At 70.6% G+C, this 24,549-nt stretch carries 23 protein-coding genes and 2 pseudogenes; 12 read left to right on the forward strand and 13 right to left on the reverse strand.

Annotation, left to right across the window (positions count from 1 at the left end; genetic code table 11):
• Both GCL84_RS13605 and GCL84_RS13610 read right to left on the reverse strand, forming a co-directional pair.
• Positions 1 to 752: pseudogene (locus tag GCL84_RS13605) on the reverse strand (IS30 family transposase); the annotation flags it as partial.
• Between the two features lie 173 nt (positions 753 to 925).
• Positions 926 to 2,248: a tetratricopeptide repeat protein gene (locus GCL84_RS13610; RefSeq protein ID WP_156755823.1), complete on the reverse strand. Its 1,323-nt coding sequence runs from the start codon at positions 2,246 to 2,248 to the stop codon at positions 926 to 928.
• Positions 2,249 to 2,717: 469 nt separating this feature from the next.
• Here GCL84_RS13610 and GCL84_RS13615 point away from each other — a divergent pair, with 469 nt between their 5' ends.
• The 7 genes from GCL84_RS13615 (at position 2,718) to GCL84_RS13640 (ending at position 10,404) form a co-directional block, all read left to right on the forward strand.
• Entirely contained in the window at positions 2,718 to 3,227 is a 510-nt protein-coding gene (locus GCL84_RS13615; RefSeq protein ID WP_156755824.1) for a hypothetical protein, read from the forward strand.
• A 142-nt stretch (positions 3,228 to 3,369) separates the two neighbouring features.
• The gene (locus GCL84_RS13620) at positions 3,370 to 4,707 is read left to right on the forward strand and encodes a salicylate synthase (protein WP_156755825.1); all 1,338 of its coding nucleotides are present in this window, start codon (positions 3,370 to 3,372) and stop codon (positions 4,705 to 4,707) included.
• Positions 4,704 to 5,426, forward strand: coding sequence for a nitroreductase family protein (locus GCL84_RS13625; protein ID WP_156755826.1), 723 nt, complete (start codon positions 4,704 to 4,706; stop codon positions 5,424 to 5,426). The genes GCL84_RS13620 and GCL84_RS13625 overlap by 4 nt, the downstream gene beginning before the upstream one ends.
• A gap of 55 nt (positions 5,427 to 5,481) precedes the next feature.
• A complete protein-coding gene (locus GCL84_RS13630) occupies positions 5,482 to 7,122 on the forward strand; it encodes a benzoate-CoA ligase family protein (RefSeq protein WP_156755827.1) in 1,641 nt (546 codons plus the stop codon).
• Positions 7,119 to 8,474, forward strand: coding sequence for a hypothetical protein (locus GCL84_RS29260; protein WP_197523225.1), 1,356 nt, complete (start codon positions 7,119 to 7,121; stop codon positions 8,472 to 8,474). Before GCL84_RS13630 ends, GCL84_RS29260 begins: the two co-directional genes overlap by 4 nt.
• Positions 8,471 to 9,313, forward strand: a complete 843-nt coding sequence (locus tag GCL84_RS13635; RefSeq protein ID WP_197523226.1) for an SDR family NAD(P)-dependent oxidoreductase — start codon at positions 8,471 to 8,473, stop codon at positions 9,311 to 9,313. Before GCL84_RS29260 ends, GCL84_RS13635 begins: the two co-directional genes overlap by 4 nt.
• Positions 9,310 to 10,404 carry an NAD(P)-dependent alcohol dehydrogenase gene (locus GCL84_RS13640; RefSeq protein ID WP_156755829.1) on the forward strand — a complete coding sequence of 365 codons (1,095 nt, stop codon included), beginning with the start codon at positions 9,310 to 9,312 and terminating at the stop codon, positions 10,402 to 10,404. Before GCL84_RS13635 ends, GCL84_RS13640 begins: the two co-directional genes overlap by 4 nt.
• 309 nt (positions 10,405 to 10,713) lie before the next feature.
• Here the strand turns inward: GCL84_RS13640 and GCL84_RS13645 are convergent, their stop codons facing one another.
• Together GCL84_RS13645 and GCL84_RS13650 are read right to left on the reverse strand one after the other, a co-directional pair.
• Positions 10,714 to 10,944 carry a hypothetical protein gene (locus GCL84_RS13645; protein ID WP_156755830.1) on the reverse strand — a complete coding sequence of 77 codons (231 nt, stop codon included), beginning with the start codon at positions 10,942 to 10,944 and terminating at the stop codon, positions 10,714 to 10,716.
• Positions 10,945 to 11,022: 78 nt separating this feature from the next.
• Positions 11,023 to 11,904 (reverse strand): dienelactone hydrolase family protein, encoded by an 882-nt coding sequence (locus GCL84_RS13650; protein ID WP_156755831.1) that lies wholly within the window; start codon positions 11,902 to 11,904, stop codon positions 11,023 to 11,025.
• Positions 11,905 to 12,382: 478 nt separating this feature from the next.
• Here GCL84_RS13650 and GCL84_RS13655 point away from each other — a divergent pair, with 478 nt between their 5' ends.
• Positions 12,383 to 12,781, forward strand: coding sequence for a hypothetical protein (locus GCL84_RS13655; protein ID WP_156755832.1), 399 nt, complete (start codon positions 12,383 to 12,385; stop codon positions 12,779 to 12,781).
• 252 nt (positions 12,782 to 13,033) lie between these two features.
• Here GCL84_RS13655 and GCL84_RS13660 read toward each other — a convergent pair whose 3' ends face one another.
• Genes GCL84_RS13660 through GCL84_RS13695 form a run of 8 tightly spaced genes read right to left on the reverse strand, consistent with a single transcriptional unit; the run spans position 13,034 to position 20,899 of the window.
• The gene (locus GCL84_RS13660; RefSeq protein WP_235926225.1) at positions 13,034 to 13,720 is read right to left on the reverse strand and encodes a class II aldolase/adducin family protein; all 687 of its coding nucleotides are present in this window, start codon (positions 13,718 to 13,720) and stop codon (positions 13,034 to 13,036) included.
• A 16-nt stretch (positions 13,721 to 13,736) separates the two neighbouring features.
• Positions 13,737 to 14,387 carry an MBL fold metallo-hydrolase gene (locus GCL84_RS13665; protein WP_156755833.1) on the reverse strand — a complete coding sequence of 217 codons (651 nt, stop codon included), beginning with the start codon at positions 14,385 to 14,387 and terminating at the stop codon, positions 13,737 to 13,739.
• A 26-nt stretch (positions 14,388 to 14,413) separates the two neighbouring features.
• A complete protein-coding gene (locus GCL84_RS13670; protein WP_156755834.1) occupies positions 14,414 to 15,511 on the reverse strand; it encodes an alcohol dehydrogenase catalytic domain-containing protein in 1,098 nt (365 codons plus the stop codon).
• The gene (locus GCL84_RS13675) at positions 15,508 to 16,500 is read right to left on the reverse strand and encodes a hypothetical protein (RefSeq protein WP_156755835.1); all 993 of its coding nucleotides are present in this window, start codon (positions 16,498 to 16,500) and stop codon (positions 15,508 to 15,510) included. Before GCL84_RS13675 ends, GCL84_RS13670 begins: the two co-directional genes overlap by 4 nt.
• 31 nt (positions 16,501 to 16,531) lie before the next feature.
• Positions 16,532 to 17,494 carry a TAXI family TRAP transporter solute-binding subunit gene (locus GCL84_RS13680; RefSeq protein ID WP_156755836.1) on the reverse strand — a complete coding sequence of 321 codons (963 nt, stop codon included), beginning with the start codon at positions 17,492 to 17,494 and terminating at the stop codon, positions 16,532 to 16,534.
• On the reverse strand, positions 17,491 to 18,351 hold the full coding sequence (locus tag GCL84_RS13685; protein ID WP_156755837.1) for a fumarylacetoacetate hydrolase family protein: 861 nt from the start codon (positions 18,349 to 18,351) through the stop codon (positions 17,491 to 17,493). Before GCL84_RS13685 ends, GCL84_RS13680 begins: the two co-directional genes overlap by 4 nt.
• A gap of 3 nt (positions 18,352 to 18,354) precedes the next feature.
• On the reverse strand, positions 18,355 to 19,284 hold the full coding sequence (locus GCL84_RS13690) for a VOC family protein (protein ID WP_235926226.1): 930 nt from the start codon (positions 19,282 to 19,284) through the stop codon (positions 18,355 to 18,357).
• Positions 19,277 to 20,899, reverse strand: coding sequence for an FAD-dependent monooxygenase (locus tag GCL84_RS13695; RefSeq protein ID WP_156755838.1), 1,623 nt, complete (start codon positions 20,897 to 20,899; stop codon positions 19,277 to 19,279). Before GCL84_RS13695 ends, GCL84_RS13690 begins: the two co-directional genes overlap by 8 nt.
• A gap of 116 nt (positions 20,900 to 21,015) precedes the next feature.
• Here GCL84_RS13695 and GCL84_RS13700 point away from each other — a divergent pair, with 116 nt between their 5' ends.
• Positions 21,016 to 21,807 (forward strand): IclR family transcriptional regulator, encoded by a 792-nt coding sequence (locus tag GCL84_RS13700; RefSeq protein ID WP_156755839.1) that lies wholly within the window; start codon positions 21,016 to 21,018, stop codon positions 21,805 to 21,807.
• Positions 21,808 to 21,821: 14 nt separating this feature from the next.
• Here GCL84_RS13700 and GCL84_RS13705 read toward each other — a convergent pair whose 3' ends face one another.
• On the reverse strand, positions 21,822 to 22,232 hold the full coding sequence (locus tag GCL84_RS13705) for an IclR family transcriptional regulator domain-containing protein (RefSeq protein ID WP_328618775.1): 411 nt from the start codon (positions 22,230 to 22,232) through the stop codon (positions 21,822 to 21,824).
• A 12-nt stretch (positions 22,233 to 22,244) separates the two neighbouring features.
• On the opposite strand from GCL84_RS13705, the gene GCL84_RS13710 reads away from it, so the two are divergent.
• From GCL84_RS13710 to GCL84_RS13720, 3 genes and pseudogenes are all read left to right on the forward strand, one after another.
• On the forward strand, positions 22,245 to 22,442 hold the full coding sequence (locus GCL84_RS13710) for a hypothetical protein (RefSeq protein WP_197523227.1): 198 nt from the start codon (positions 22,245 to 22,247) through the stop codon (positions 22,440 to 22,442).
• Between the two features lie 348 nt (positions 22,443 to 22,790).
• Positions 22,791 to 23,433, forward strand: a pseudogene (locus GCL84_RS31115) (IS30 family transposase); the annotation flags it as partial.
• A 353-nt stretch (positions 23,434 to 23,786) separates the two neighbouring features.
• On the forward strand, positions 23,787 to 23,933 hold the full coding sequence (locus tag GCL84_RS13720) for a hypothetical protein (protein ID WP_156755843.1): 147 nt from the start codon (positions 23,787 to 23,789) through the stop codon (positions 23,931 to 23,933).
• Positions 23,934 to 24,549: the final 616 nt, after the last annotated feature.

Below are 24,549 nucleotides of genomic sequence, written 5' to 3' on the forward strand. Positions count from 1 at the left end.
TTCGGTGAATACCTCGCTCGGCTTCTTCCAGTCGTGGAGTTTACGGGGTCGGTCGTTGATCTCGGCGGCGATGGCGGCGAGGTAGGTCGGGTCGCTGGTGATCTCGATGCCCTTGGGCAGGTATTCGCGGACGATGCGGCTGAGGTTGTCGTTGCTGCCTCGTTCCCAGACATCGTTGTGCAGGGCCATTCCCGAGCCGCGGTCCCACGTCAACGAACGCCGGGTCGTGGCCGGGAGGTCGCCGACGGCGGCGATGGATCATCGAACCGACTGGTGCGTTCGACCAGGGTCGCCACCGCCGACTTGCCGCCCTTGCCGATCACCGGATCCCCTTCCCAGTGACCAGCCACGGCACGCCCGGCGACCTCGTCGGGGCGTTCATCGATGTAGTGGCGCTCCCGGATCCGCGGGGCGGGTGCCGGGCGGGGCCCGGTGCGCAGCGCGATCAACTCCCGGCGCAGCATCGCGACAGGCTGGGCATACACCCACTCATAGATCGCCTCGTGACTCACCCGGCAAGGGTCCCCGGCCCGATACTGCCGTGCCAACCGGCCCGCGACCGGGTCCACACCGACCGGTCCACCGCCATCACCCTCGACCGCCACCGCCCGATACCCCTCCCGGCCACCATGACGACCCACCTCACGCGAGACCACCGACGGGTCACGACCGATCCGCACCGCGATGACCCTGAACTCCAACAACTCCACCAGGCCCCGGGAGACCTCCTCCCGATCAGCCAACGTCAACATCTCCCGCACGACAGGGAATCCTTCCCCACCGAACACCAAGATCACATGCTACCCGCCTGAACCTGCCAGCAGGTGAAGCCGGTCGCTGGGGACGACGGTGGACAGCCCGGACTCTTTCCCGATTGCCCGCCCGATGCGAGCCAGTCCACCAAACGATCCGTGAAACATTTCGATCATACGCCCAACTGGTCCGCCTGTTTCAACACGCGTCGAACCGAGGCGTTCTCGGCGTGCGATTCAAGTTGTCTTCGGAATTTTTGAAACGTAAAGTCGACGCGGGCAGACCGGATGTAGGGGTACTCGTCGAGAAAACCTTGCCAGGTTTCGCAGGCCAGTTCGAGACGGCCCTGCTGGAAATGCAACTCGGCGAGTTGGTGGGTGGTCAGGATGCGGGACCGGCGTTGTGTTCCCGGGGACTGCCGGAGTGATTCCCGCCACGCGCGCTCGGCCCCGTGGTGATCACCAAGCAAGGCCAGCACCTGGCCGGCGCGGTGCGCGTGCTCCGCCTTGCTGCCCGTGACGTCGACGCCGGTCTCATCCAGGTGTCTTTCAGCTTCGGTCAACTGGACAAGAGCCTTGTCGCGTTCGGAAAGAGTCGCGTGCGCCACGGCGGCTTGCCCGAGCAAAGCCGCGCGGGTGCCGGGTGGCGTCGAGGAGCCCGCACGGGCCACGGCCGTATCCGCCAGCAAGATCATCTGCCGGTGGCGGCCCAGGAACCGGGCCTGCGAACTCATGCTGCCCAAGACGGCCGCCTGACCGACGGCGTCACCTGCTTCGCTCATCAAGTGCAACGCGACGCGGTAATAGCGCTGAGCCAAGTGGTGGTACAGGCTGTCGAAGCACATGAACCCGAGCAGGCGGGTGAGTCCGGCTGTTGCGCTGAGCGAGACGGGTGGAGGAGGCTCGGTTCTGCTCAACTGCAGCCGGGGCGTGACGTCGGTGGCCAGGTAGGCGGCAAGTGCGAGACGGGCGTGGCCACCCCCGAACGCCTCCCCCGCTGCGGCGAATGCCGAGGTCATCGCCTCGACCGCGGCCCAGGCTCCGCGTTCGATCGGGCTGAGGTCGGCCAAGCGGACCGTACGGGCGGATGACCATTCGGGGGCCACCGCCCAGTCGGCCCGAAATGGCTGTTCGCGCAGCAGGGTCCTGCGCACCGGGTCCAGGTCGGCCAGCACGAGCTGGCGCAGACCTTGCACACCCGAAGTCTCCTCCACCAGCGCCGTGCCCACCACCGGCGAATCGGTCATTCCGGTCTCCGCCACAGCGATGTGACGGCCGAGGCGGCGGGACATCGCCTCGGCCACGAGTGTGGGGACCGGTGGGCGTGGGCGGCTTCCGGACAGCCAGTGCGACACCGCCGTCCGGTCGTAGTGGAATGTCAGGCCCGCTTCCGCCGCGACGCGGTTGACCGCGGCTGCGAAGTTGTGATTCGTCCAGCGCGCTTCTCTGATCAGCGCACGAAGCGCATCATTGTGTCTACGGCTTTGCGGCGACATTTCTCTCCGAACAAGCGGGCGGGCATCCGCCAGTCTTCGCCAATGACAGAACCGAATCCTTCATTGTTCGCTGACTTGCTCTTCTCACAGCCAATCATCACGCCGTCGACCTGGCAACCGGCAACAGGGTGACATCGCCTCACTTACGCACTCCGACTTGTGTTTCGGCGCACACGGACGCGCGTGCACGCGTGTTTTCCGCGAAACACCAGGCAATGAGCGGAACGTGAACACGTTCAACATCGACAGGTTGTGGAGTCGCGCTTCGCCTGTTGTGATGAAGAAGGCACCTCGCTCCGCCGAGTTGGCCCGGAAAGGCGGACATCGGTACGAGCACCGCGAGGAGTGGGCTGTTGTTCGCGTGCCCATCTCCGCTTGCCCCGTGCAGGGCGGCCGTCAAAAGTCGTGGCCCGCCCGGCCAGACCACCCGCGGGTGCACCGACGACTAATCTCCACGAAAGGACAACTGATGAGGAAATCGCGTTTCGGCATGGTGGCGGTGGCGTTGACCACTCTCGGCTTGCTCGCGGTTCCGCAGGCCAGCGCGCAGGCCGCCGCAGCACCCGCCAACGTGACCTGCGCCTCGGGAAGCGCGGTGCTCGACTTCACCCCCGGCATGGGGGTGACGACCGCACCCATCGTGGCCAGCGGCAAGGGCACGGCGTCCGGCTGCTCCGGCATCGTCGGTCGGACGGCGTTCACCGGGATCGACGGCATCCTCACCTACTACGCCTCGGGCGTCGCCTCGTGCTCTTGGGGCAAGGGGTCCGGGTACTTCGTCCTCCAGCTCAACACGACCCCGACCCAGGTCCTGCGGGGTGAGTTCGTCCTCTCCACCCGGGGGCTGACCGCCACTTTCACCGGTGAGGCGAACTCGGTCGGCATCGCCCAGGCGACCAATCCGACCGAGGACTGCGTCAACGTCCCGGTCACCAAGGTCCGGTCCCTCTTCGAGCCGATCTACATCGTGACCTCCTGACGCGCCCCTCGGTGGCGCCCCTGTCCGCTGCGCGGGCACGGGTGCCCCGGGGTGGTCGTGGCCTGCCCGGTCACCGACTCCCTCGACGGTGACCGGGCACCAGGCCGACAACCTCGCCCGGTGGAACCAGGACGGAGAAGGCATGGAACCCGCACCTTCACCCAGGAACTTCGCCTCCGCCCGTGTGGCGGGCCGGTTCACCCCGGGCATCCTGGGAGCCCGCCTGACTGAGGCGGGGCTGTTCGATTCGGCTGTGCTCCTCGAACGCGACGGCGAGTGCAGGGTGGGCCTCGGCGCGGTGGTGCGCGTGACCGTGGACCGCGACGAGATCCACTGCTGGAGCGACGGTGGTCGCGTGCGGAGCCGACCGAGGCCACCGGAGGCCCTGGACGGCGTGCGCGAGGCGTTGGCGGATTCCCCCGTGCGGGACTGGTCCGCCTACGGGTGGATCGGGTTCGACCACTCCGGTGTCCCGGCGGACCGGGGAAACCCGCCGTCCGCAGGCCCGTCCGTCCACGTCGTCGTCCCGCACACCGAAGTGATCATCCATCCCGAACAGCTGGTGGTGCGCAGTGTCGATCACGCGACCCTGGGCCGAGTCGTCGACTTCCTGAGCAACCCCGTCCCGTGCAGGCTCTACACACCGCGACCGGTCGACGTTGACCGTGATCGCGACGCGTACGAGAAAATGGTGCGCCGCTGCATCGGTGAGATCCGAGCGGGCCGAGCGCGCAAGGTGGTGCTCTCCCGCAGCGTCCCGATCGACTTCGTCCCCGACCTGGTGGGCACCTACGTCCAGGGCCGGGCGGCCAACCCACTGGCGCACTCCTTCCTCGTCGACCTCGGTGGTCGACAAGCGGTCGGGTTCTCCCCCGAGAGGCTGCTCGAGGTCACCGCGGGGGGCCGGGTCTGCACCGAACCCCTGGCCGGGACCCGCGCTCACGGCCTGGGGCAGGACCGTGACGAGCAGTTGCGGGCCACTCTTCTCGCCGACCCCAAGGAGATCTACGAACACGCCATCTCGGTTCGCGCCGCCCGCGACGAGCTCACCGGGGTCTGCGCGCCGCACTCGGTCGCGGTGCACGACTTCCTCTCCGTCCGGGAACGCGGCACGGTGCAGCACCTGGGTTCGTCGGTGGTCGGTCGGCTCGCCCCCGACCGCACCGCCTGGCAGGCGTTGGAAGCGGTGCTGCCCGCGGTCACCGCCACCGGCATCGAGAAGGCCGATGCCCGGTCGCGCATCGCGGAGCTGGAGGACAGCCCACGGGGCCTCTACGGCGGGGCCGTCCTGGTCGCCGACCACACCGGCATGCTGGACGCGGTGCTGGTGCTGCGGACCGTCTTCCACGAGCGCGGTCGCACCTGGGTCCGCAGTGGATCGGGGATTGTCGCCGATTCGGTGCCCGCCCGCGAGTACGAGGAGACCTGCGAGAAACTCCGCAGCGTCGCCGCCCACGTGGTGCCGCTGGAGTCGCCATGAGCCGCCCCCGCACCCGACCCGGTGACCAGGCGCTTCCCGGCTCCGCCGTCGACGCCCTCGCCCACTGCATGCGGAGCCTGCGCTCAGTCCGCCGCTTCCTGGCCGCCGACGTCGACCAGCGCAGCGTCGATTTCGTGCTGGACCTCGCGACCCGGGCCGGATCGGCGAAGAACAGGCAGCCCTGGCGGTTCGTGGTGGTGCGCGACGCGGCCGTCCTGGCCGAGCTGACCGGCTGGTACCGGCGCTCCTGGCAGAAGCTGGCAGACCTGGCCGCTTCCCGTCCCGAGCTGTTCCCGGCCGGGAGACGGCAGCGGGCCCAGTTGCGGGAGAGCGAGTTCCTCGCCCGGTCCTTCGGCTCGGTCCCGGTGGTGGTCGTGGCGTGTTTCACCCCGTCCCCGTCCAACCCCGCCAACTTCTACGGTGGCGCGTCGATCTACCCCGCCGTGCAGAACCTCCTGCTGGCCGCTCGGGCCATCGGGCTCGGCGGCACCCTGACCACCCTGCAATCGGTGGACGAACTCCCCGAAGCGGCCTGCCTGGCCGGGGGCAGCGGTGTCGTCACCGAGCTGCGGGCTCTGCTCGGCATCCCCGCCGAAGTCGTCCCCGCCGCGGTCATCCCGCTCGGTTGGCCCGCCGAACCCCTCACCGTGAACCGGAGGACCCCGGTCCGAGAAGTCAGCTGCGCCGACCGGTGGGACAGCCGGTGGTCAACCGGCTGACCGCGCGGTCAGCACTCGTCGGCACTCCCGGAAGAACCCCGTGCTGGAGGCTGTCATGAGCCTGTTGATGAACGCGTCGGTGCACCTGGTGGACCGCCAGGTCGCGGCCGGGCTCGGCGAGCGCCCCGCCGTCGTGGACCCCACCGGGCACCTGGACTACCGCACCCTCGGTCGCCGCGTGGAATCGGCCACGAGCCGGTGGCGGGCCGCCGGTCTGCGCCCGGAGGAGCGCGTGGTGCTCCACGCCCCCGACTCCTCGGACCTGCTCGTGGCCCTGTTGTCGGTCATGCGCTGCGGCGCGATCGCCGTCCCGGCCCCCACCCACTACGGCGCGGACGAGTTGGCCGCTGTGCTGCGCGACTGCCGGGCGCGCGTTCTCGTCGTCGGCGCGGAGCAGAGCGGACAGGCACGAAAGCTCCTGGAGCAGGCCCGGGACCTCCCGGACCTGCGCGCGGTGGTGCCCCTGGATGGCCCCGGGTTCGGCCACCCGGGCCGGTTGACGTCGTTGCCCTGGGCGGAGTTCTTGCAGCAGGCGGATTCAGCGGGTGAGCCCACCAACGCGCAGCCCGATCGCACCACCGCGGAATCACCGGCGTTGTGGTTGTACACCTCGGGCACCACGGGCACCCCCAAGGCCGCGATGCACCGGCACGGCAGCATCCGGTTCGTGGCCGAATCCTACGGGCGCCGGGTCCTCGGCCTCGGTGCTGCGGATCGGTGTTTCTCCGTGGCCAAGCTGTCCTTCGCCTACGGCTTGGGGAACTCCTGCTTCCTGCCGCTGTCCGCGGGCGCCACGACACTCCTCGAACCCGCCAAGCCCACCGCGGACGTGGTGTTCCGCCGCCTGGCCGCTGACCGGCCCACGGTGTTCTTCGGCGTCCCCACCTCCTACGCCGCGCTGCTGCGCGCGCCGGAAGCACCCGCGGGGGTGTTCTCCTCGGTCCGGCTGGCCGTTTCCGCCGGGGAGGTGTTGCCCGCGGAGCTGCACCGCAGGGTGCGCGACCGGTTCGGTGTCGACGTGGTCGACGGTCTGGGCAGCACGGAGACGCTGCACATCTTCCTGTCCAACAGGCCGGGCCGGACCCGGCCGGGCAGCATGGGCGCCGCCGTGCCCGGCTACCGGTTGGACGTGCTCGCCGAGGACGGTTCCCCCACACCGGCGGACCGGCCGGGGACGCTGCACGTCCGCGCGCCGTCCACGGCCACCGGCTACTGGGGGCGGGTGGAAGCGGGCTGGGAAGTCTTCCGCGGCGCGTGGGTGAACACCGGTGACCTGGTCACCCGCGGCGCGGACGGCCAGTACACCTACCTCGGCCGGACCGCCGAGGTGATCAAGAGCGGTGGTCTGTGGATCTCCCCCGCCGAGGTCGAGTCCCGGTTGCTGCAACACCCGGGGGTGGAGCAGGCGGCAGTCGTGGCGGTGCCGGACGCCGATGGCCTGGACAAACCGGTGGCCTGCGTGGTGGCGGCCACGGACCCGGGTCCCGGCGAGGACGAGCTGCGTGAGTTCTGCCGCGCGGAACTCACAGCGTTCAAGTGCCCTCGTCGAGTCCTGGTCGTCGGCGCCCTGCCCACCACCGGCAACGGAAAGCTCCAGCGAGAGGCGGTGCGCTCCATGGTGATCGACCTGCTCGGCGCCGAAAACCCTTCCCCTCCGGATGATTCCGGCCACCCGTCCTCGGGAGAGCGGTCATGACTTCAGCGAGCACCGGACCCGTCACGCGCGCACCCGGCCCACTCGACCTGATGTTCCACCAGGCAGCGGTCGCCCCCTCGCACCCGGCCGCCTCGGCCAACGTGGGGGCCGTGCTGCACGTGACGGGAACCGCCCCGGACGTCGCGACGTTGCGCGCCCACGTCGCGGAGCGGCTTGCCCGCATCCCCGCCCTGACCCACTTCCTCACCGGGCCCCCCGGCGAAGTCCGGTGGACCGCCGGACGAGCCGAGCCGGACACCCAGGTCATCGACCACCCGCTCCCGGAAGGCGCGGGGCACCTCGAAGCCGCGGTGCACCACCTGCGGTTCACGCGATTGCCCGCGGACGCGCCGCCCTGGCGCCTGTGGCTCCTGCACGGCCACGCCCCTGACCACTACGCGCTGTTCTACCTGACACAGCACGACGTGCAGGACGCCAGTGCCATCGTGGGGGTCCTGGAAGCCCTGTTCGGCCCGGAGCCGCTCCCGTCGTCGTCGGCTATGACGCCCGCGCTCGGCGCACCGCCGCCCGCGTCCGCCGCCGAGATCGTCGACGCCCTCGACCAGGTGTGGCGCAGCACGCGCGGGCACGGCATCTGGAGGTGGCCGAAGCACCCGCTGTCCGGGGAGCGCACCGTGCACTGGACGACAGTGCCCACCGACCTGCTCAGGGCGATCGGCCGGGCGTTCGGCGCCAGCACGAACGACGTGCACCTCACCGCGTTGGGCGGTGCGGTGGCCCGCTGGGCCGGTCGGCACTGGCCGCTCGCCGACGGCGTGCCGCTGCCGATCATGGTGCCGTTGAACCTGCGCGGCCCCCAGGACCTCCACCTGCCGGGGAACCGGTTCTTCCTCGGCCGCGTCACGGTTCCGGGGGGATCGTCGACCACCCCGCTGCGGCGCCTCGCCCGCACGGTCACGGCCACCGCGCCCCTCAAGCCCCCCGGGAACCGGGTCGCCCTGCGGTCCGTGCTGGACGCCCTGCCCAGACCGGCCCTGGACCTGCTGTCCACCCTCGGCGCCGCACCTGACCGGCAGAGCGTCGTGGGCTCGATCTTCGCGCTGCGGCAGCCGCTGCGGGTCGGCCGCGACCCGGTGCGCCAGGTCGACCCGCTCATCTGCTGCCCGGACGGGTTCCCGATGACGGTGGCGCTGTTCCAGTACGGAGACGTGGCCTCGGTCTGCTTCCAGGTCGACCGCGCCCTCCCGGACGGCCACGCGGTTCCCGACCTGTGGCGCGCGGCCCTCACGGAACTGGCGACCGCCCTCGACGTGCCGCGGTCGGGCGACTCCACCGACGAGGACGGCACCCCGGCTCCTCCCGGCGGCGCGGATGGGCAGGCGCGACCGTGAGCGGGTCGGTCGACGTCCCGGGCGATCCGCGGCTCGCGGTCCTGCCGGGCCGGACAGTGATCATCACCGGCAGCACCGGGGGCTTCGGCAGGGCGATCAGCCGGGCGCTGGCCGAGGCGGGCACACGACTCGTCCTCACCGCGCGCGACCCGGACGCGCTCGACGGGGCGGCCCGCGACCTCGACGTGGCCCCCGGCAGCATCCTGACCGTTCCCGGCGACCTCGGCGACCCCACCACGATGGACCGCGTCGTGGCGGAGACCGTGCGCCGCTTCGGCCGAGTGGACGCGCTGGTGAACAACGCCGCGGTCCTCGGCCCGCTGGGACCCATGTGGACAGTCGACGAGCGGTCGTGGTGGCACACCATGGAGATCAACCTGCGGGGCGTCGCGCACGGCTGCCGGGCCGTGCTGCCGCACATGACCGCCCGTGGCTCCGGTCGGATCGTCAACGTCGTCAGCAGCGCCGGGCGCACCCGGTGGCCCCTGGCCAGCGCCTACTCGGTCTCCAAGGCCGCGGTCATCACACTGACCGAGAACCTGGCCGTGGAACTGCGCAGGCACGCGATCGCGGTGTTCGCCTACCACCCCGGGCTCCTCTCCGTCGGGATGGCCGGGGCCCCGCACGAGTTCGCCGAGCGCCACGGCCGGGAGGCGGACGCGATCGCCACCTGGCTGCGCGAGCAGGTCCGCAGCGGCGGGTGCACCCCGCTGCGGACCGCGGTGACCAACCTCGCCCTGCTGCTCACCGGCGCGGCGGACCCGTTGTCGGGTCGGTACCTCACCGCCCAGGACGACCTCGTGTCCCTCATCGACCCCAGGGAGGCCGATCCGCGATGAAGATCGAAGCCGCTGTCACCGAGCACACCTCCGCGCCGTTCACCCTCGACGAGCTCGACCTCGACGCGCCCCGGTCGGATGAGGTCCTGGTGCGGTTGGCGGGCACCGGTGTCTGCCACACCGACCTGGTGGTGCGCGACCAGTGGCTGCCGGTGCCCCTGCCCGCCGTCCTCGGTCACGAGGGAGCGGGGGTGGTCGAGGACGTCGGTGACGGCGTCCACCACGTGGCGCCGGGTGACCACGTCGTGCTCACCTACGACCACTGCGGCGCCTGTCGTCGCTGCGCCGAGGGCCGCCCCGCGCTGTGCGCGCACTTCCTCACCCGCAACTTCTCCGGCGTCCGACCCGACGGGTCGACCTCGCTGCGCCGCGGGACCACCGAGGTCCGCGGCCGGTTCTTCGGCCAGTCCTCGTTCGCCACCCACGCCATCGCCACCAGCGGCAACACGGTTCGAGTGCCCACCGACCTGCCGCTGCCCCTGTTGGGACCGCTCGCCTGCGGGATCCAGACCGGCGCGGGCAGCGTGCTCAACTCCCTGCGCTGCGCGGCGGGCAGCAGCATCGCGATCTTCGGCACCGGATCGGTGGCCTGCGCGGCCGTGCTGGCCGCGGTACTCAGCGGGTGCACCACCATCATCACGGTGGGCCGCAACCCGGCCAAACTCCGGTTCACGGCCGAACTCGGGGCCACCCACACCCTGCTCGCCAGGAACGAGGCAGCCGAGGACATCCGAGACCTCACCGGCGGTGGAGCGGAGTACAGCCTCGACACCACAGCGAAGCCCGCGATCCTGCGCCAAGCGGTCGAGTGCCTGGACCAAGGCGGGATCTGCGGTCACCTGGGTGCGTCCGCGCCCGGGACCGAGGTCCACCTGGACATGATCTCGCTGTTGTTCAGCCGACAAGTCCGCGGGATCGTCGAAGGGGACAGCGTGCCCGCGCAGTTCATCCCAGCGCTGGCGGAACTGTACCGCCAGGGGCGGTTTCCCCTCGACAAACTCATCGCCACGTACCCACTGAGCGACATCAACCAAGCCGTCACCGAGGCCGACCAACGACCCCAGCCCAAGGCCGTGGTCATTCCGGGCTGAAATGTCTGCGAGTCGCCTGTCTGATCGCAGCACCTGCGCTCGCGGCTCCGAACGACGTCCTGCGCCCACCCGCTGTGAACCGGGGCGGGGCCCGCTCCCCGCACTCGCACACCAAGAGGTCGACGCCGATGACCGTGATCAAGACCTACGCCGAGAGCACCGCCGCCGAACAGGTGGCGTGCGTCTGTGCGGCGGCGGTGTTGCTGAGCGGAACACAGCCCCGCGGCCGGTGACCGCCACAAAAAAGGGTGCTGCCCCCCGGTCGAGGCGACCGGGGAGCAGCACCTCGGGTGCGGGCTCGGGCTCGGCTCAGAGCGAGAGGACGAACAGATCCCACTCGGTGTGCCCCTTGTCCCAGGTGCAGTACGCGGCGAGGTCGCCCCCGCTGCGGATGTCGTCCGCAGCGCGCTCGCAGTCGGCCTGCCACTGGTAGCCGCGGATGTACTGCGGGTTCCCCGCGGAAGCGGTGCCCGCCGCGAACCCGAGGAGTGAACCGGCGATGACGGTGACGGCGCCCGGACGGACAACTCGCGTTCCCACCCACCGACCGGAGACCGTGCCGGGGGATGAAACGCGCCGCACGGAACCCGGTGGAGTCCGTGCGGCGCGGGTGTTCGCTCAGATGGGGCAGGTGAGCTGGAAACCGGACTTGACGGGGCAGAGGAACTGCGAGTAGCGGGTGTCCTCGTCGACGTAGCGCTTGAGCCAGGAGACGGTGTAGGCGGTGGCGGTGGCGTTGTAGCGGTTGGTGGCGAAGTGGTCGGCGTTCTTGAGCTTGAGGTAGGCCTGGTCCTGCTTGGCCTTGAGTGAGTTGTACATGGGGCTGGCGTGCATGAAGGTGGGGGCGATGAAGTCCCGGTCGGCGCCGATGATCAGCGTGGGCACGGTGACGTCGGAGAAGTTCGAGTGCGGGTTCCAGGGCGTCAGCGGCACGGCCGCTTTCAGGGCCGGGTTCTTGGAGGCGGCGATGAGGGTTCCGCCGCCACCCATCGAGTGGCCCGCGACGGCGAGGCGGTTGGGGTCGACGCGGTCCTTGACCGGGGACTGGTTGGCGAGCCAGTCCACGGCGGCGAGCAGTTGGTTGCTGCGCGGCTCGGGGTAGTCGGTGGTGGCGTTCGGCGCGAGGGTCAGCGTGATGAACCCGTGCGAGGCCAGCGTGGGGCCGAGCCAGGAGATGGCCGACTCGCCCTCGAGGAAGCCGGGGATGACCGCGACCGCGCCGAAGGTGCCCTGTGAGGTGTCGTCCGGGTAGTAGATCGTGCCCTTGTTGAACCCGCGGCCCGCCTGCGCCGGGACGACCAGCTTGTCCGTCGTGAATGGGCCCTGTTGCGCGCGCACGGACTGCTCGGTGGGGGCAGGCCCCTTGGCGTGCCCGGCGAAGGCGACCACCGCGGCGCCGGGGCTCTCGCCCGCGAAGGCCTGGGGGCCGACCGCGGTCGCGGTCGCGACCACGACCGCCGCGGCGGCGATGCCCGCCTTGGCGAAGATGCGTCGTTGCATGGGAACTCCTCGATATCTGCTACAGCACCGGACGAACCGGCCCCCGCCCAGGGGTGGCGGAGGCCGTCATGCCTTCGATCACGCACATCCCGAGTGTTGCTGCGACATCAACTGGCACGGTTGTGCGCTCACCGCGGGAGGCTGAGATCCGGCCGCGCCACCACGGCAGCTCACCCTAACAATCGTTAGGTACAGTGACCAGGGTTCGTATCCGCCAAACCGCCCACCCCGGAGAACGGAGGCGCGCCGGATCTCCCGTCGGGGTCGCGTTCGTCGAGCAGACGGCTGCCGCCACTGAGGACCTCCTCGACTTCGACGTCGTTCCACCGTCCGAATGAGGCGCCGGTCCCCGAGAACTCCGGCACGAGGCTGACCCGATCGGGTCCGCACCGTGTGACCCACGTCAAAACGCCGTAGTCGGAGGCCGCTGGGCTTGTCTCCCCGGTGAGCAGCAGACCAGGAAGATCGAGGAGGTCACGTGCAGCAACCCATCTACGCTGACTACACGACCGCGGAGAACGGATGGACAGTCACGGTGACCTGCGACGGCCAGCAGGCCGGTGACCGGGTCGAAGGCGGTCTCGTCGCCGCCCGCGACCGCGTCGACACCCTGGTGGCCACCGTCGCGGCCACCGCCGCGGCCACCGCCGGGCACCGACCGGTGGTGCACCTGCTCGACGGCGACGCGCTCGTCTTCACCACCGCTTACCTGTCCGAACGGCTGGGCATCCCCACCGACGCCCGCACCGGGTCGGCAGGTCCACCGGTGGTGACCGCCGAGTCGGCTCCGACGGCGGTCGAGCCCGACCCGGCGACCGCTGAGCCGGGACCGGCCCCCGCTCCGCCGCCCGAGGACACCGAGGAACCGACCGGCTGACACCTCCGCGCGCTGCCGCCACACCGCGGCACGAGGTGAACCGGCGAAATGTCGGGAGCGTTCCGCGCCGCCCACCCCGGGGTGGGCGCGGTGAACCCGTGGTCCCGCTCCGCGGGCGGGGCGGGCCGCGACAGAGTCCGGGAGTCCTGACCAGGTTCACCGTCGTGCCCGACACCGGTTCCGGCGCGACTGGGGCGGGTTCCGACGGGGCGCAGCGTTCGCCACGGCACCCGGGTCCGCGTGGGCAACCGGTCAGGCATCGACCTTTCTGAGCAAGTAGTCCCACCCTGCGTGGAGCTGGGTGGTGTTCCACACCTGGTCGCGTTTGAAGCGGGTTTCGGCGTCGTCGGACCAGGTCGTCGGGCCACCGGCGGACGCGGCGAGGAGTTGTGTGCGGCACGCGCGTTCGAGCAGCACGGCGTACATGACGGCGGTGGCGACGTCGGGACCGACGGTGACGGCGCCGTGGTTCGGCATCAGGATCGCGTTGGCACCCCCGAGCCGGGAGGCGAGCGACCTGCCCAGCTCGGGGGTGGCGATGAGGGCGCCGGTCTCGGTGAACCGGGGGAGTTGCGGGCAGGTGAAGGGGACGGCGTCGTGCGAGATCGGGCGCAGTTCGCAGTCCAGTGACGCGAATGCCGCCAGTGCGGGCGCGTGCGTGTGGACAACGCTCCCCACGTCGGGGCGCCGCGCCATGATCTCGGTGTGGATCGGGAATTCGAGGTGCCTGGGCCCGGTGCCGTCCAGGACGGCTCCTCCCGGCGAGACGAGGACCACCTTCTCGGCGTCGACCTCCTCGAACCCCCAGCCGGATGCCTTCATCCACACGCCCCGCCCCCCGGGGTCGCGTATCGACGCGTGGCCCCACACCATGTCGCCGAGACCGGCGACGGCCAGGACCCGACTGGCCTGGACCACCGAGTTCCGAACGTCGTCCACGTGGCTCCTCCGCGTCTCAGAGTGCGTGCGGGACGGCGTGTTCCAACACGACGACGTCGGTGCCCGCAGGGGCCAGGCTGCCCAGCAGGTGGTGGTGCATCTGCTGGTGCGCCGGGGCCAGACCGGCCTGGTGGATCGGGATGGCCACGCGCGGTGCGACCGAGCGCAGGTAGTCGATGCCCTCGCCGAGCTTCATCCAGGGCCCGCCCGCCGGGACCAGCAGGGTGTCCACCGGCGCGGGCGGCGGCTCGAAGGCGTCACCGGGGTGGAACAGCGAACCGGCGATGAGGTAGCCGTTGTTGTCCGAGCCCGGGAGGTCCGGGTGGATGTGGGCGTGCTCTCCGCCGGTCACCGCGATCTCGACGCCCGCGAGGTTCCGGGACTCGCCCGGGTGCGCCAGGTGGGTGCGCCCGGCGTGGTCAGCCAGGGCGGTGGCGGCTCCGGGGCCGTGGACGACCTGGGCGCCCGGGTTGTCGCCCAGCAGCACCCGCAGGCGGTCCGCGTCGAGGTGGTCGGGGTGGGCGTGCGTGATCAGGACCAGGTCGAGGTCCCGCACGTCCTCGAAGTCGCGGGAGTAGGTGCCCGGATCGATCAGCACGCGCACCGACCTGTCCGGACCGGGGATGTCGACCAGGACGCAAGCGTGCCCGTAGTGGGTGATGTGCATGGTTCCTCCGGGGCTCGTCGGTGCGCTCAGGGATTGACGACGGTCATCCACATGGGCTGCTCGCGCCGCTGCATCGCCTCCACCGCCGTGGGCGCGTCGGCCAGCGCGAACCGCTGGGTGATGAGTTCGTCGACGTCCAGGGCACCGGTGCCGAGCAGCCGCAGGACCTCGCGCGCGTCGGTGCGGGTGCAGGCGCGGGTGCCCACGAACCGCCAGCAGTTCACCATCAGCGCGGCCGGTGTCAGGGTCGGTGCGGTGCGGTTGGCACCCATGTGCACCAGGGAGCCGCCGGTGGCGAGCGCGGCCATGGCCTGACCGGTCGCCGGGCCGTCGGGGATGAAGTCGAGCACCGCGTGCGCGCCCGCCGGTGCCATCTCCCGCAGCCGCCGGGTCAGCCCACCGGTGCTCGCCCAGTCGGGGAGGTCCTCCAGCGCGACCACGTCGGTCGCCACCCGGCCGGCCAGCGGCCGGACGGCGTGCAGGCGTTCGGCGTCGCGCCCGACCAGGATGAGCCGGGACACACCGAAGTGCTCGGCGAGCTTGGTGGTGGCGGTGCCCATGGTGCCGGTGGCCGCGGTGACGACGAGGGTCGAACCCAGCGGCAGGTCGGCGCACTTCAGCGCCCGCACCGCGTTGGCGAGGTCGTGCACCTTCGCGCCGACGTCGAAGTTGACGCCGTCGGGCAAGGGGTCGACCAGCCAGTGCGGGACCCGCAGGTACTCGGCCAGTCCCCCGTCGTGGTACTCGTCGTACAGCGGCATCGGGGCGTCGCTGAACGCCGCGTGGCCGATCATGGCCTGCTGGGCGCACATCATGTCGCGGTCGGTGCGGCAGTACAGGCAGTCGCGGCAGTTGAGGTTGGGGTGCACGCGCACCCGGTCATCGACGGCCGTGTCGGTGACCCCGGCGCCGACGGCCGCCACCGTCCCGGCGGCTTCGTGGCCGAGCGTCGTCGGCAGGTGCTTGAACGCACCGGATTCCAGCAACCGCATCATGCCGGGTGCCAGTCCGGCGGCGGCGACCCGGACGACGACGTCGAGCGGTCCGGGTTCGGGCACCGGGATCCGTTCCAGCGCGATGGCGTCGGCGCCGCGGTGAGCGCGGGCGGCGAGCATGGTGGTCATCGAGGAGTCTCCGCCTTGGCGGCGGCGAGCCGCTCGGGTGAGCAGGGGTCAGCGGTGCGCGAGGTCTCGGCGATCTGCGGCAGTTCCCGGTGCGACAGCAACGAGATGTACTGCCCCGCCTCGTCGCCCGCGCTCGCGTGGGCGACGCCGAGGGGGATGCGGACGAGGTCGCCGGGTTCGAGGTCGACGATCCCGCGCTGGGTCAGCAGCGTGCGCCGCCCACGCACCTGGTACTGGATCTCGTCGGCGTCGAGGGTGCGGCGGTAGCGGTGCTCACCACCGGGTGCCGTGGTGACCGTCGCGAGGCGGAACTGCGGCGCTTCGTACAACAGGGTCGTTCCGGTCTCCTCGCCGCCGCGCAGCACCCGCAGGCGGTCTTCCTCGTCGTGGACCCGGTCGAGCAGTTGCCGTTCGTCCACGGGGAACACGGCGATGTCGTGCCCGTGGGCGCCCATGCACTGCGTGACGGCCTCGTTGATCTCTCCCGGCTCCCAGCCGGGGAACGGCGGCGAGACCGGTTGTGAGCTGCCCGCAGCCGTGGTCTTCTCCGCCACCGGGGCGGGGATGTAGAACAGCAGGTGGCTTTCCCGGCGACCGTAGTTGTCGTGCGCCACGCCGCGCGGGATGCGGGAGAAGTCGCCGGGCCGGTGCTCGACCACGCCGAGTTCGGTCATCAGCGTCCGATCGCCCGCGATCTGGTAGGAGATCTCGTCGACGTCGCAGTTGCGGTGGTAGAACGGCTGCCGGTTGTCCATGGTCTGCCACTCGACGCGGATCTGGTCGTTCTCGTACAGGCCGCGCGGCGGGGCGAACGGCTGCGCCCGGTATTGCTGCGGGTGGTGGACGACGGTCAGCGGCGGGCGGTCGCTCGACAGCTTCATCGGCACCTTGCCCGGACGCGGAGGGGCGAGCAGCAGTTCCTCGTCGCGGTCGATGCTGCGCAGCGGCCGGTCGGACCCCATGAGCACAACGTCTTCGACGACCTTCACGGCGACCTCCTCGTCTCGTGGATCGGTGGGGCTATCGGTTCTCGGGCAGTGCGGCGTAGTAGCGGGCGGCGCCGGGGTGCAGCGGGATCGGGGCGCGGCCCATGGTGGGCGGGTCCAGCGGGTAGGTGACGGGGCTGCGCTCGGGTGGCAGGTGCCGGTACTGCTGTTCGATGAGGTGGCGGGTCTCGCCCAGGATCCAGGCGATGGTGTGGGCCACGTCGTCGGGGAGGTCGCTGCGGGTGAGCACGAGGAAGTCGGAGAAGTCGAGGGTACGGAACGCGCTGCGGCCGGGGAAGAACTCGTCGTCGACGGTGGCGGCGGGCCACCCGAAGTCGGCTTCCAGTGACGCCAGCACCTCGGGTTCGACCTCCAGGAAGTCGAAGTCCGGTCCGAACCGCTGCCAGTGCGGCAGCATGACCGCCTCGTGCACGATGGCGTTCGCGCGTCCGGCCAGCACGTGCTCGAACGACTCGAACGGACGCTCGTCGGCCAGGAACTCCCCGCCCCACCCCGGCACGTCGACCCCGGCGCGGTCGAGCAGCGCGTGCGCGGCCAGTCCGACGTGGTTGACGCCGTCGTCGACCGACGTGGCGACAGTCAACCGCGGCTTGAGGTCTCGCAGCTCGGCGAAGGTCGTGGCACCGAACGACTTGTGGACGCCGACGACGAGCCGGTCGCGTTGCGGAACCACGCCGAGCGCGCGCAGCTCGGGGAAAGACTCGTCGCGGTACACCCCGCGCGCGTCCAGGGCCGCGGTGGCGAACGCCGTGGGAGTGGTCATCGCGATGTCGACCTCACCGCGGCCGACGGCGCGGACCGAGTCGCTGAAGCCGCGTCCGTTCCAGATCGCGATCCGGGTGTGCGGTCCACTGCGGTCGGTGAGTTCCTGGGAGATCCAGCCGCAGACGCGGTGCAGGTTCGCGGTTCCCCAGTCGCCCTTCAGGTGCAGGGTCAACGACCGCCGGATCCGTGGTTCCGCGGGGCGTTCGGTCATTGGCTTCCACCTTCCTGATTGGACTGGTCGGTTTGCTGTCCCATGGTAACCAGGTTGTTCAGGGTCCCGATGCCGTCGACTTCGACGCTGATCCGGTCGCCCGCGGTGAGGAAGACCTGCGGATCGCGGCGGTACCCGACGCCGCCGGGTGTGCCGGTGAGGATGAGATCACCGGGTCGCAGTGCGGTGAAGGTCGAGATCGTGGCGATCAACCGCGGCACGGAGAAGATCAGCATCGACAGGTCGGACTCCTGCACCGTCTCGCCGTTGAGGACGGTGCGAATGCCCGTGCCCGGGAGGTTCACCCCATCGGGTGGGATCAGGTAGGGGCCGATCGGTGTGCTGGCGTCCCAGGCCTTGCCCTGCACCCACTGGTGCGTCCGGTACTGGAAGTCGCGCATGGTGACGTCGTTGGCGACGGTGTAGCCCAGCACGTGGTGCGGGGCGTCGGCCTCGGCGATGCGCCTGCCCGCCCGCCCGATCACCACGGCCAGCTCGCCCTCGTAGTCCACCTGGGTCGATTCCGGCGGCAGCACGATGTCGTCGTGGGCGCCGATGAGGCTGGAGTCGAACTTCGGGAACAGCACGGGGTAGGTCGGCAGTTCGCGCTTCGTCTCGGTCACGTGGCCGAGGTAGTTGAGGCCGACGCAGAAGACCTTGGACGGCCGCGGCACGACCGGCAGCAGCCGCACCTCGTCGACCGGCACCCGCGCGCGCTTGTCGCGAGCCGCGTCGCGCAACCACTCCGGGCCGGTCTCCGGGCCCAGCTCGGTACCGCCTTCGAGGGGGACCAGCGATGATCCCCGCACCTCACCGACGCGGCGGACACCTCGGTGCTCGTAGCTCGCGTACGCCACCGGTCACCTGCTCCCACTGGTCTTGCGCCACGAGGCGAGCTGCCCGCCCCACAGGTTCACGGTGTGCGGGATCGGCTCCCACCGCCGCGGCACGTAGGTGACGCGGTCGTCGTGGAACTTCTCCATCTCCGCCGACAACTCGATGTGGTTGCCCGCGGGGTCGTCGAAGAAGACGAACAGGTTGTTGCCCGGGCCGTGCCGCCCGGGGCCCCACGTCACGTCCACGCCCTCGTCGGTGAGCCGGTCGCACCAGGTCTTGAAGTCCTCCCACTCGGCCAGGTCGTAGGAGTAGTGGTCGATGTCGCCGCCCGCCCCGGTGTTCACCACGGCCAGGGTGTGGTGGTCGCGGTCGCTGCGCAGCCAGGCGAAGCGGCCGTCGTCGAGCTGGTCGGAGATGCGGAACCCGACCACGTCGACGAAGAACGCCACCACGGCCTCGACGTCGTCGGTGGCCAGGGTGATGTGCTGGTACTTGACCGGCCGCCGCCCGGTGTCCGCGGTGGCCTCGCCCTGGCGCTCGACAGCGGTGTGGAAGTGCACCTCGGTGCCGTGCGGGTCGACCACCGCGATGCCGTGCGCGGAATCGACTGCGGCGTCGAGGTAGGTGGGGTCGAGGTCGGTGGTCGGGTGCCCGGCGGCGGACAGCCGTCGGGCGATCCCGTCGACGCCGCCGGGGTCGCGCACCTCGAAACCGTAGTGCCGCAGGCCTTTCTCCCCCTCGACCAGCTCGATGACGTGGTGGCCGCTCCCCCACCCCAGCCGCACCCCACCCGTGGCGGGTTCGTCGTGCACGATCAGGCCCAACACCCGCCGGTAGAACTCGGCGGTCGCGGCCACGTCGGGTACGGCGAACCCGACGTGCGACACCGCGGTTCGGGTCAGGCTCCCGGCCGCGCCGCGTTCGGCCAGCACCACCCGCTGCGGTTCATCCATGGTTCAACACCCTTTCCGGTGAGTCGGTGATCGAGGCGGGCGCCCAGGACAGGACGCGCGCGCGGGTCTCGGCGCTGCTGCTCGCGGGCCAAGCGGCGGCGATTACGCGGTCCGGTCGCAGCAACACGAAACGTCCCGCGTGGTGGGCGAGTTCGCGCACCAGAGCACCGTCGACGTCGATCAGCGTGCGGTGACCGGTGCGGGGCATGTCGTCGCCGAGGGCCACCCGCACCGCCACCGCGTCCAGTCCGCGCACGACCGGTTCGACCGCGGCCCAGTCCGCCTCGGAGGTTCCGACCCCGAGCACGGCCCACCCGATGCCGAGCGCGTCGTCGAGGCGGCGTATCCGGTGGGTGCCGGTGTCGAACACCAGCGGCTGCCCCACCGGCACGCCGACGGTCTCGGGCCGGTCGCCGGGGACCACAAGTCCGTCGGTGTAGTGCAGCGCGGGCCGGTACCGCATCTCCTCCAGGTGGGCGCGGCCCTCGTCGGTCGCCACGGCGCGGGCGACCTCGGCGTCGCGCCGGGCCGCCACCCGGCGCGAGGTGGTCATGACCACCCGGCCGAGCCGTTCCGACAGCCGCACCGTGGCCAGCGCGTGCGGGCCGCGTTCGCTGTGGTAGCTGCTCAGCACCGCCGCGTCGAGGCGCCCCGCCAGGACGTCGGCGATCTTCCAGGTGAGGTTGGCCGCGTCCCGGATCCCGGAGTTCAGGCCCTGACCGGCGAACGGCGGCATCATGTGGGCGGCGTCGCCGAGCAGGAACGAGCGCCCGATCATCCACTCGTCGGCCACCACGGCGTTGAAGCGGTAGTTGACGGCGCGCTCGACCTGGTCCTCGGTGATCACCCGATACCTGGACAGCAGTCGCCGGATGAGGTCGAACGACGGCTTCCGGTCCGGGGCCCCTTCGCCGTCGAAGAGCCGGAACTCGTAGCGGCAGCGCCCGCTGAGCCCGGGCACGATCACGTGCGGGCGGTCCGGGTCGCCGTGGTGCATCGCGAACCGCTCGGTGTGCGGGTCGTCGAGGGTGTCCACGACCAGCCAGACCTCGTCGTGGCTGCGCCCGGTCATGCCGACGCCCTGCGACAGCCGCGTGGCCGATCGCCCGCCGTCGCACCCGAGGACGTACGCCGCGTCGATCGCCACCGGCGTGGTTCCCGTCCGCGCGTGGACCGTCACCCGGTCGGGGTGTTGGTCGAACCCGGTGACCCGGGTGTCGAACCGCAGGTCCACCGTCGGCGCCGCCGTCACGGCGGCGGCCAGGGCGCGTTCGAGGTCCGGCTGCGCGAACGGGTTCTTGAACGGGTAGGCGAGCCGGAACGCCTGGGGCCCGCGGGCGTGGAACAGCACCTGCCCGTCGCAACCGTGGTAGCGGGTGCCGGTGCCGGGCACGATCACCGGCAGGACCCGGTCGACGACCCCCGCCTGCTGGTACACCCGCAGGGCCTCGTCGTCGATGCTGATCGCCTTCGGCTCGTCGCTGGTGCCGCTGTGCTGTTCGAGCACGACCACGCCGACGCCGCGGGCCGCGAGCAGTGCGGCGGCGGTCAGGCCCACCGGGCCCGCGCCGCAGACCACCACGTCGACGCGCTCACCCGTCGCGTTCGGCGCCATGGCCCCACCTCTTCCCGCTCGTCCGGTCCGTTGCCACCACAGTACGAGCAATGTCCTAAATTTTGGAAGCAACGTCCTGCTTTACAGGACAGTGCGAAACTGGCTACGGTGTGCGCATGGCCGGACCCACTGACGCGGCGAGCGGCAGCTACCGAGAACGCAATTCCACCGCCGACCGGGCGCTGGACATCCTGCTGCTGTTCAGCGCCGACAAGCCGGTCTGGACGGGCGCGGAGATCGCCGCGCGGCTGGGGGTGGCGCGCTCAACCGGCTACCGGTACCTGCAGAGCCTCACCGGGACCGGGTTCCTCGAGGAGGCCGCCGGGGGGTTCCGGTTGGGACCGCGCATCTTCGAGCTGGCGCGGCTGGCCCGGGCCGGGATCGGGTTGTCCGAGGTCGCCCTCCCGGCCATGCGGGCACTGGCGGCGAACGTGACCGAAACGGTGTTGTTGACCAGGCGTTCCGGCCGCTCGGTCGTGTGCCTCGACCTGGTCGAGGCACAGCACGCGGTGCGGCTGTCCTACGAGCGCGGGCACGTGCTGCCGATCAACGCGGGCGCCGCCGCCGAGGTGCTGCTCGCCTGGGCCGACCCCGGCGAGGTCACCGCGGTCCTGAACCAGGCCCCGCTGGAGCGGTTCACCGCGAAGACCCTCACCGACCCCGACGCCCTGCGCACCCGGCTCGCCCACATCCGCAAGCGCGGTGTCGCGATCTCCCAGGGCGAACTCGACGACCACATCCTCGGCGTCGCGGCACCCATCCGCGACGCCGCGGGCTCGGTGTGCGCGGCCATCAGCGTCGCCGCGCTGGCCGCCCGGGTCCCGCCGGGCGAGTTGAAGACCGTCGAGGCCGCGGTGAGCGACGCCGCGGCAGCCGTCTCGCGCGAACTCGCGCTGCGCGACGCCTGACCGCCCCGGTCCGCTCAGCCCCCGGCGGCGGACCCCCGGCCCGCGGCAGCCTCCCGGTGGCCCACCTGCCGGGACACCGCCCGCGACACCGCGATGACCGCCGGACGCACGGCCGAGGTGTCCGCGGACCCGGCGGGCACCACCACCGACAGGGCGGCGACTACGGCCCGGCCCTGGCCGAAGACCGGAGCGGCGACGGAGGTCATCGGCTCCGGGCGGGACCGCGAGATCACCGCGACTCCCTCCGTGTGGACCCCCGCCAGCAACCGGCGCACCTCGCGCGGCGACCTGGCCAGGTTCTCCGGCCGCAGGGTGAGGTCGCCGTCGAGGACCTCGCGCTGCACGGGATCGGGCGCGTGGGCCAGCAGCGCCGGGCCGACACCGGTGGCGTGCAGCGGCATCCGCCCGCCCACCCGGTACAGCACGCGCCCGGCCCGGTGCGCGAAGAAGCCCGAAAGTACGCGGGCCCGGGCGGACTGAGCGCCGAGGCCGCCGCCTACGTGGCCAATGCGAACAACCAGCAGCAGCAACGGGACGCCAAGCAGGCCGAGGAGCAGGTCCTCAAGGACCTCGGCGTGGACAGGAAGGTCTACGAGGAGAAGCAACAGCTCGCAGCATCCCAACAGACCTGGTGAGACGTTATCGTCGCGGCCGTCCCCGACATCCTCGGCGAGATCACCGGCTTCAACGATGTGCGCGACTGCTTCACCGAGCGCGATGTCATGGCCTGTCTGGGCTTGATCCCGGTTGCCAAGACCCTGGCCTTCATCAAGGGCGCCGACCGGATCATCAGCGCCGTCAAGTCAGCCGACCGCACCATGGACGCCATCGCCAGCGCCAGAACGGCACTCAAAGCCATCGACGCCGCCATGGCCAAGGCCAAGGCCGCCCCCTCATGTGACGTCAACAGCTTCACCCCCGACACAGAAGTCCTCTTGGCGGACGGTAACCGAAAGAAGATCAAGGATCTTCGGGTCGGAGATCAAGTGAGTCATGAGGCGATCTACCAGTGGGTCTACGCCCAACCCGTCGCGACGCTGCGCCGGGGAGTTGATCGCGTTGCGCACCGGCCGAACCCGGCGCACCGGGCCGCGTCCGGAACCCGTCCCGAGGATCCGGGAGCCCCACTACATCGATGAACGCCCCGACGACGTTGACGGGCGTGCTGTGGCTGGTCATTGGGAAGGGGACCCCGTGATCGGGAAGGGCGGAAAGTCGGCGGAGGCGACCCTGGTCGAACGCACCAGTCGGTTCGGTAATCCTCATCCCGCTGACCGGGCGGGACGCTCACGGTGACCCAGGCGATCATCGCCACCGTCGGCGACCTCCCGGCCACGATCCACCGGTCGTTGACCTGGGACTGCGGCTCGGAAATGGCTCTACACTCCGATGTCACCGCGACCGGACTGCCGGTGTACTTCGCCCACCCGCACTCACCCTGGGAACGCGGCAGCAACGAGAACCTCAACCGCGTCGTCGGCGAATACCCGCCGAGGGGCGTGGGATCACCAGCGACCCCACCTACCTCACCGCCATCGCAGCCGAGATCAACGACCGCCCCGTAAGATCCATGACTGGAAGAAGCCAAGCGAGATATTTACCGAACTCCTCCAAGCAGATGCTTCACCGCCTGAATTCGCCCCTGCCTGGGGTGTCCGGTCTGAGTTGCGGGTGGATGCCGAGTTCGGAGAGGTACCCCAACTGTGCCACGTCCACCGTGCCCTCCTCCAGCCGCCATAGCGGGTAGTGCAGGTCCGGGGGCACTGTCGACCAACTGGAGATCTCAACGATTGCGTGCGGTTGGACCTCGCGGACGCGCTGATCCTGTTCAACGGACGCGGTGAGGGCGGACAACCGCGGGATCGTGTCCACCTCATCCTGGTTGAACAGGCGGGACCAATCGCTCGCATTCTCCGCGCCCCCCGACCATCCTCTTGAACTGCTACACGCCCCTGGTCACGGGACGCCACGCCAGATCGGTGTTCCGCGGCGAGGCAGAGGTCATCGAACTCGCCGATACGCTGGTCCGCCGCACGCGACACCCGCGGCTGATGCTGTGGGTCGCATGGCTCGTCATCAACGCCGACGGCCCGATCTCCGACACCGAACGCCTGCTGTTCCAGTAGCTGACGCGGCGAGCCCGAGAAGAGCACCAAGTCGACGACGAGCAACTCGCCAACGTCGTCACCATCTACCCGGACGAGGTGTGGCGCCGCATCACCTCAGCTTTGGACGCACCCGGTCACAGGATGCTCAAACAGAGCAGTCTCGACAGGCTCGGGACCTCCCGGTACAGCCACCGTTCCCGTACGGTGCGTCGCCAACCATCGAGGTGGAGGCCGCCGTTTCGGTGCTGGAGGGCTTGGACGCTGCTGATGCGCTCCGGGGCGCGTACCAGCCACGGTGCCGGTAGGCGGGTGCAGCGCAGCGTTCGGTGGAACGGGTTCGGGTTGTCGTCGAACTCTGCGTCGACGATGATCTCTGTCGTTCGGATGCCCCGCGCGTACAAGTGCACCCAGTATGGGATTCGGTCAGGTCGTCCCAGGCGGCAGGCGGATGTGAAACACCATGTCACCAGCGCAGGGGGATCTGGTGTGAATGCTGTGCGTATCCTCGGGCAGGATCCATCAGGATGCACAACAAGATCGGATTGATCGAAAGGCGGAAGAGTTTAACGCCGGGGCGAGTTCAGGCGGTGGAAGCATCTGCTTGGAGGAGTTCGGTGAATACCTCGCTCGGCTT

This window comes from Actinokineospora pegani, assembly GCF_009745975.1.
Classification (GTDB): Bacteria; Actinomycetota; Actinomycetes; order Mycobacteriales; family Pseudonocardiaceae; genus Actinokineospora; species Actinokineospora pegani.

Coding starts and splice junctions, on each gene's coding strand:
- GCL84_RS13630 (WP_156755827.1), top strand. CDS start 5,482: ATGAGCCTGTTGATGAACGCGTCGGTGCACCTGGTGGACCGCCAGGTC.
- GCL84_RS29260 (WP_197523225.1), top strand. CDS start 7,119: ATGACTTCAGCGAGCACCGGACCCGTCACGCGCGCACCCGGCCCACTC.
- GCL84_RS13640 (WP_156755829.1), top strand. CDS start 9,310: ATGAAGATCGAAGCCGCTGTCACCGAGCACACCTCCGCGCCGTTCACC.
- GCL84_RS13680 (WP_156755836.1), bottom strand. CDS start 17,494: ATGACCGAACGCCCCGCGGAACCACGGATCCGGCGGTCGTTGACCCTG.
- GCL84_RS13625 (WP_156755826.1), top strand. CDS start 4,704: ATGAGCCGCCCCCGCACCCGACCCGGTGACCAGGCGCTTCCCGGCTCC.
- GCL84_RS13690 (WP_235926226.1), bottom strand. CDS start 19,284: ATGGATGAACCGCAGCGGGTGGTGCTGGCCGAACGCGGCGCGGCCGGG.
- GCL84_RS13670 (WP_156755834.1), bottom strand. CDS start 15,511: ATGACCACCATGCTCGCCGCCCGCGCTCACCGCGGCGCCGACGCCATC.
- GCL84_RS13615 (WP_156755824.1), top strand. CDS start 2,718: ATGAGGAAATCGCGTTTCGGCATGGTGGCGGTGGCGTTGACCACTCTC.
- GCL84_RS13700 (WP_156755839.1), top strand. CDS start 21,016: ATGGCCGGACCCACTGACGCGGCGAGCGGCAGCTACCGAGAACGCAAT.
- GCL84_RS13620 (WP_156755825.1), top strand. CDS start 3,370: ATGGAACCCGCACCTTCACCCAGGAACTTCGCCTCCGCCCGTGTGGCG.
- GCL84_RS13610 (WP_156755823.1), bottom strand. CDS start 2,248: ATGTCGCCGCAAAGCCGTAGACACAATGATGCGCTTCGTGCGCTGATC.
- GCL84_RS13665 (WP_156755833.1), bottom strand. CDS start 14,387: ATGCACATCACCCACTACGGGCACGCTTGCGTCCTGGTCGACATCCCC.
- GCL84_RS13695 (WP_156755838.1), bottom strand. CDS start 20,899: ATGGCGCCGAACGCGACGGGTGAGCGCGTCGACGTGGTGGTCTGCGGC.
- GCL84_RS13650 (WP_156755831.1), bottom strand. CDS start 11,904: ATGCAACGACGCATCTTCGCCAAGGCGGGCATCGCCGCCGCGGCGGTC.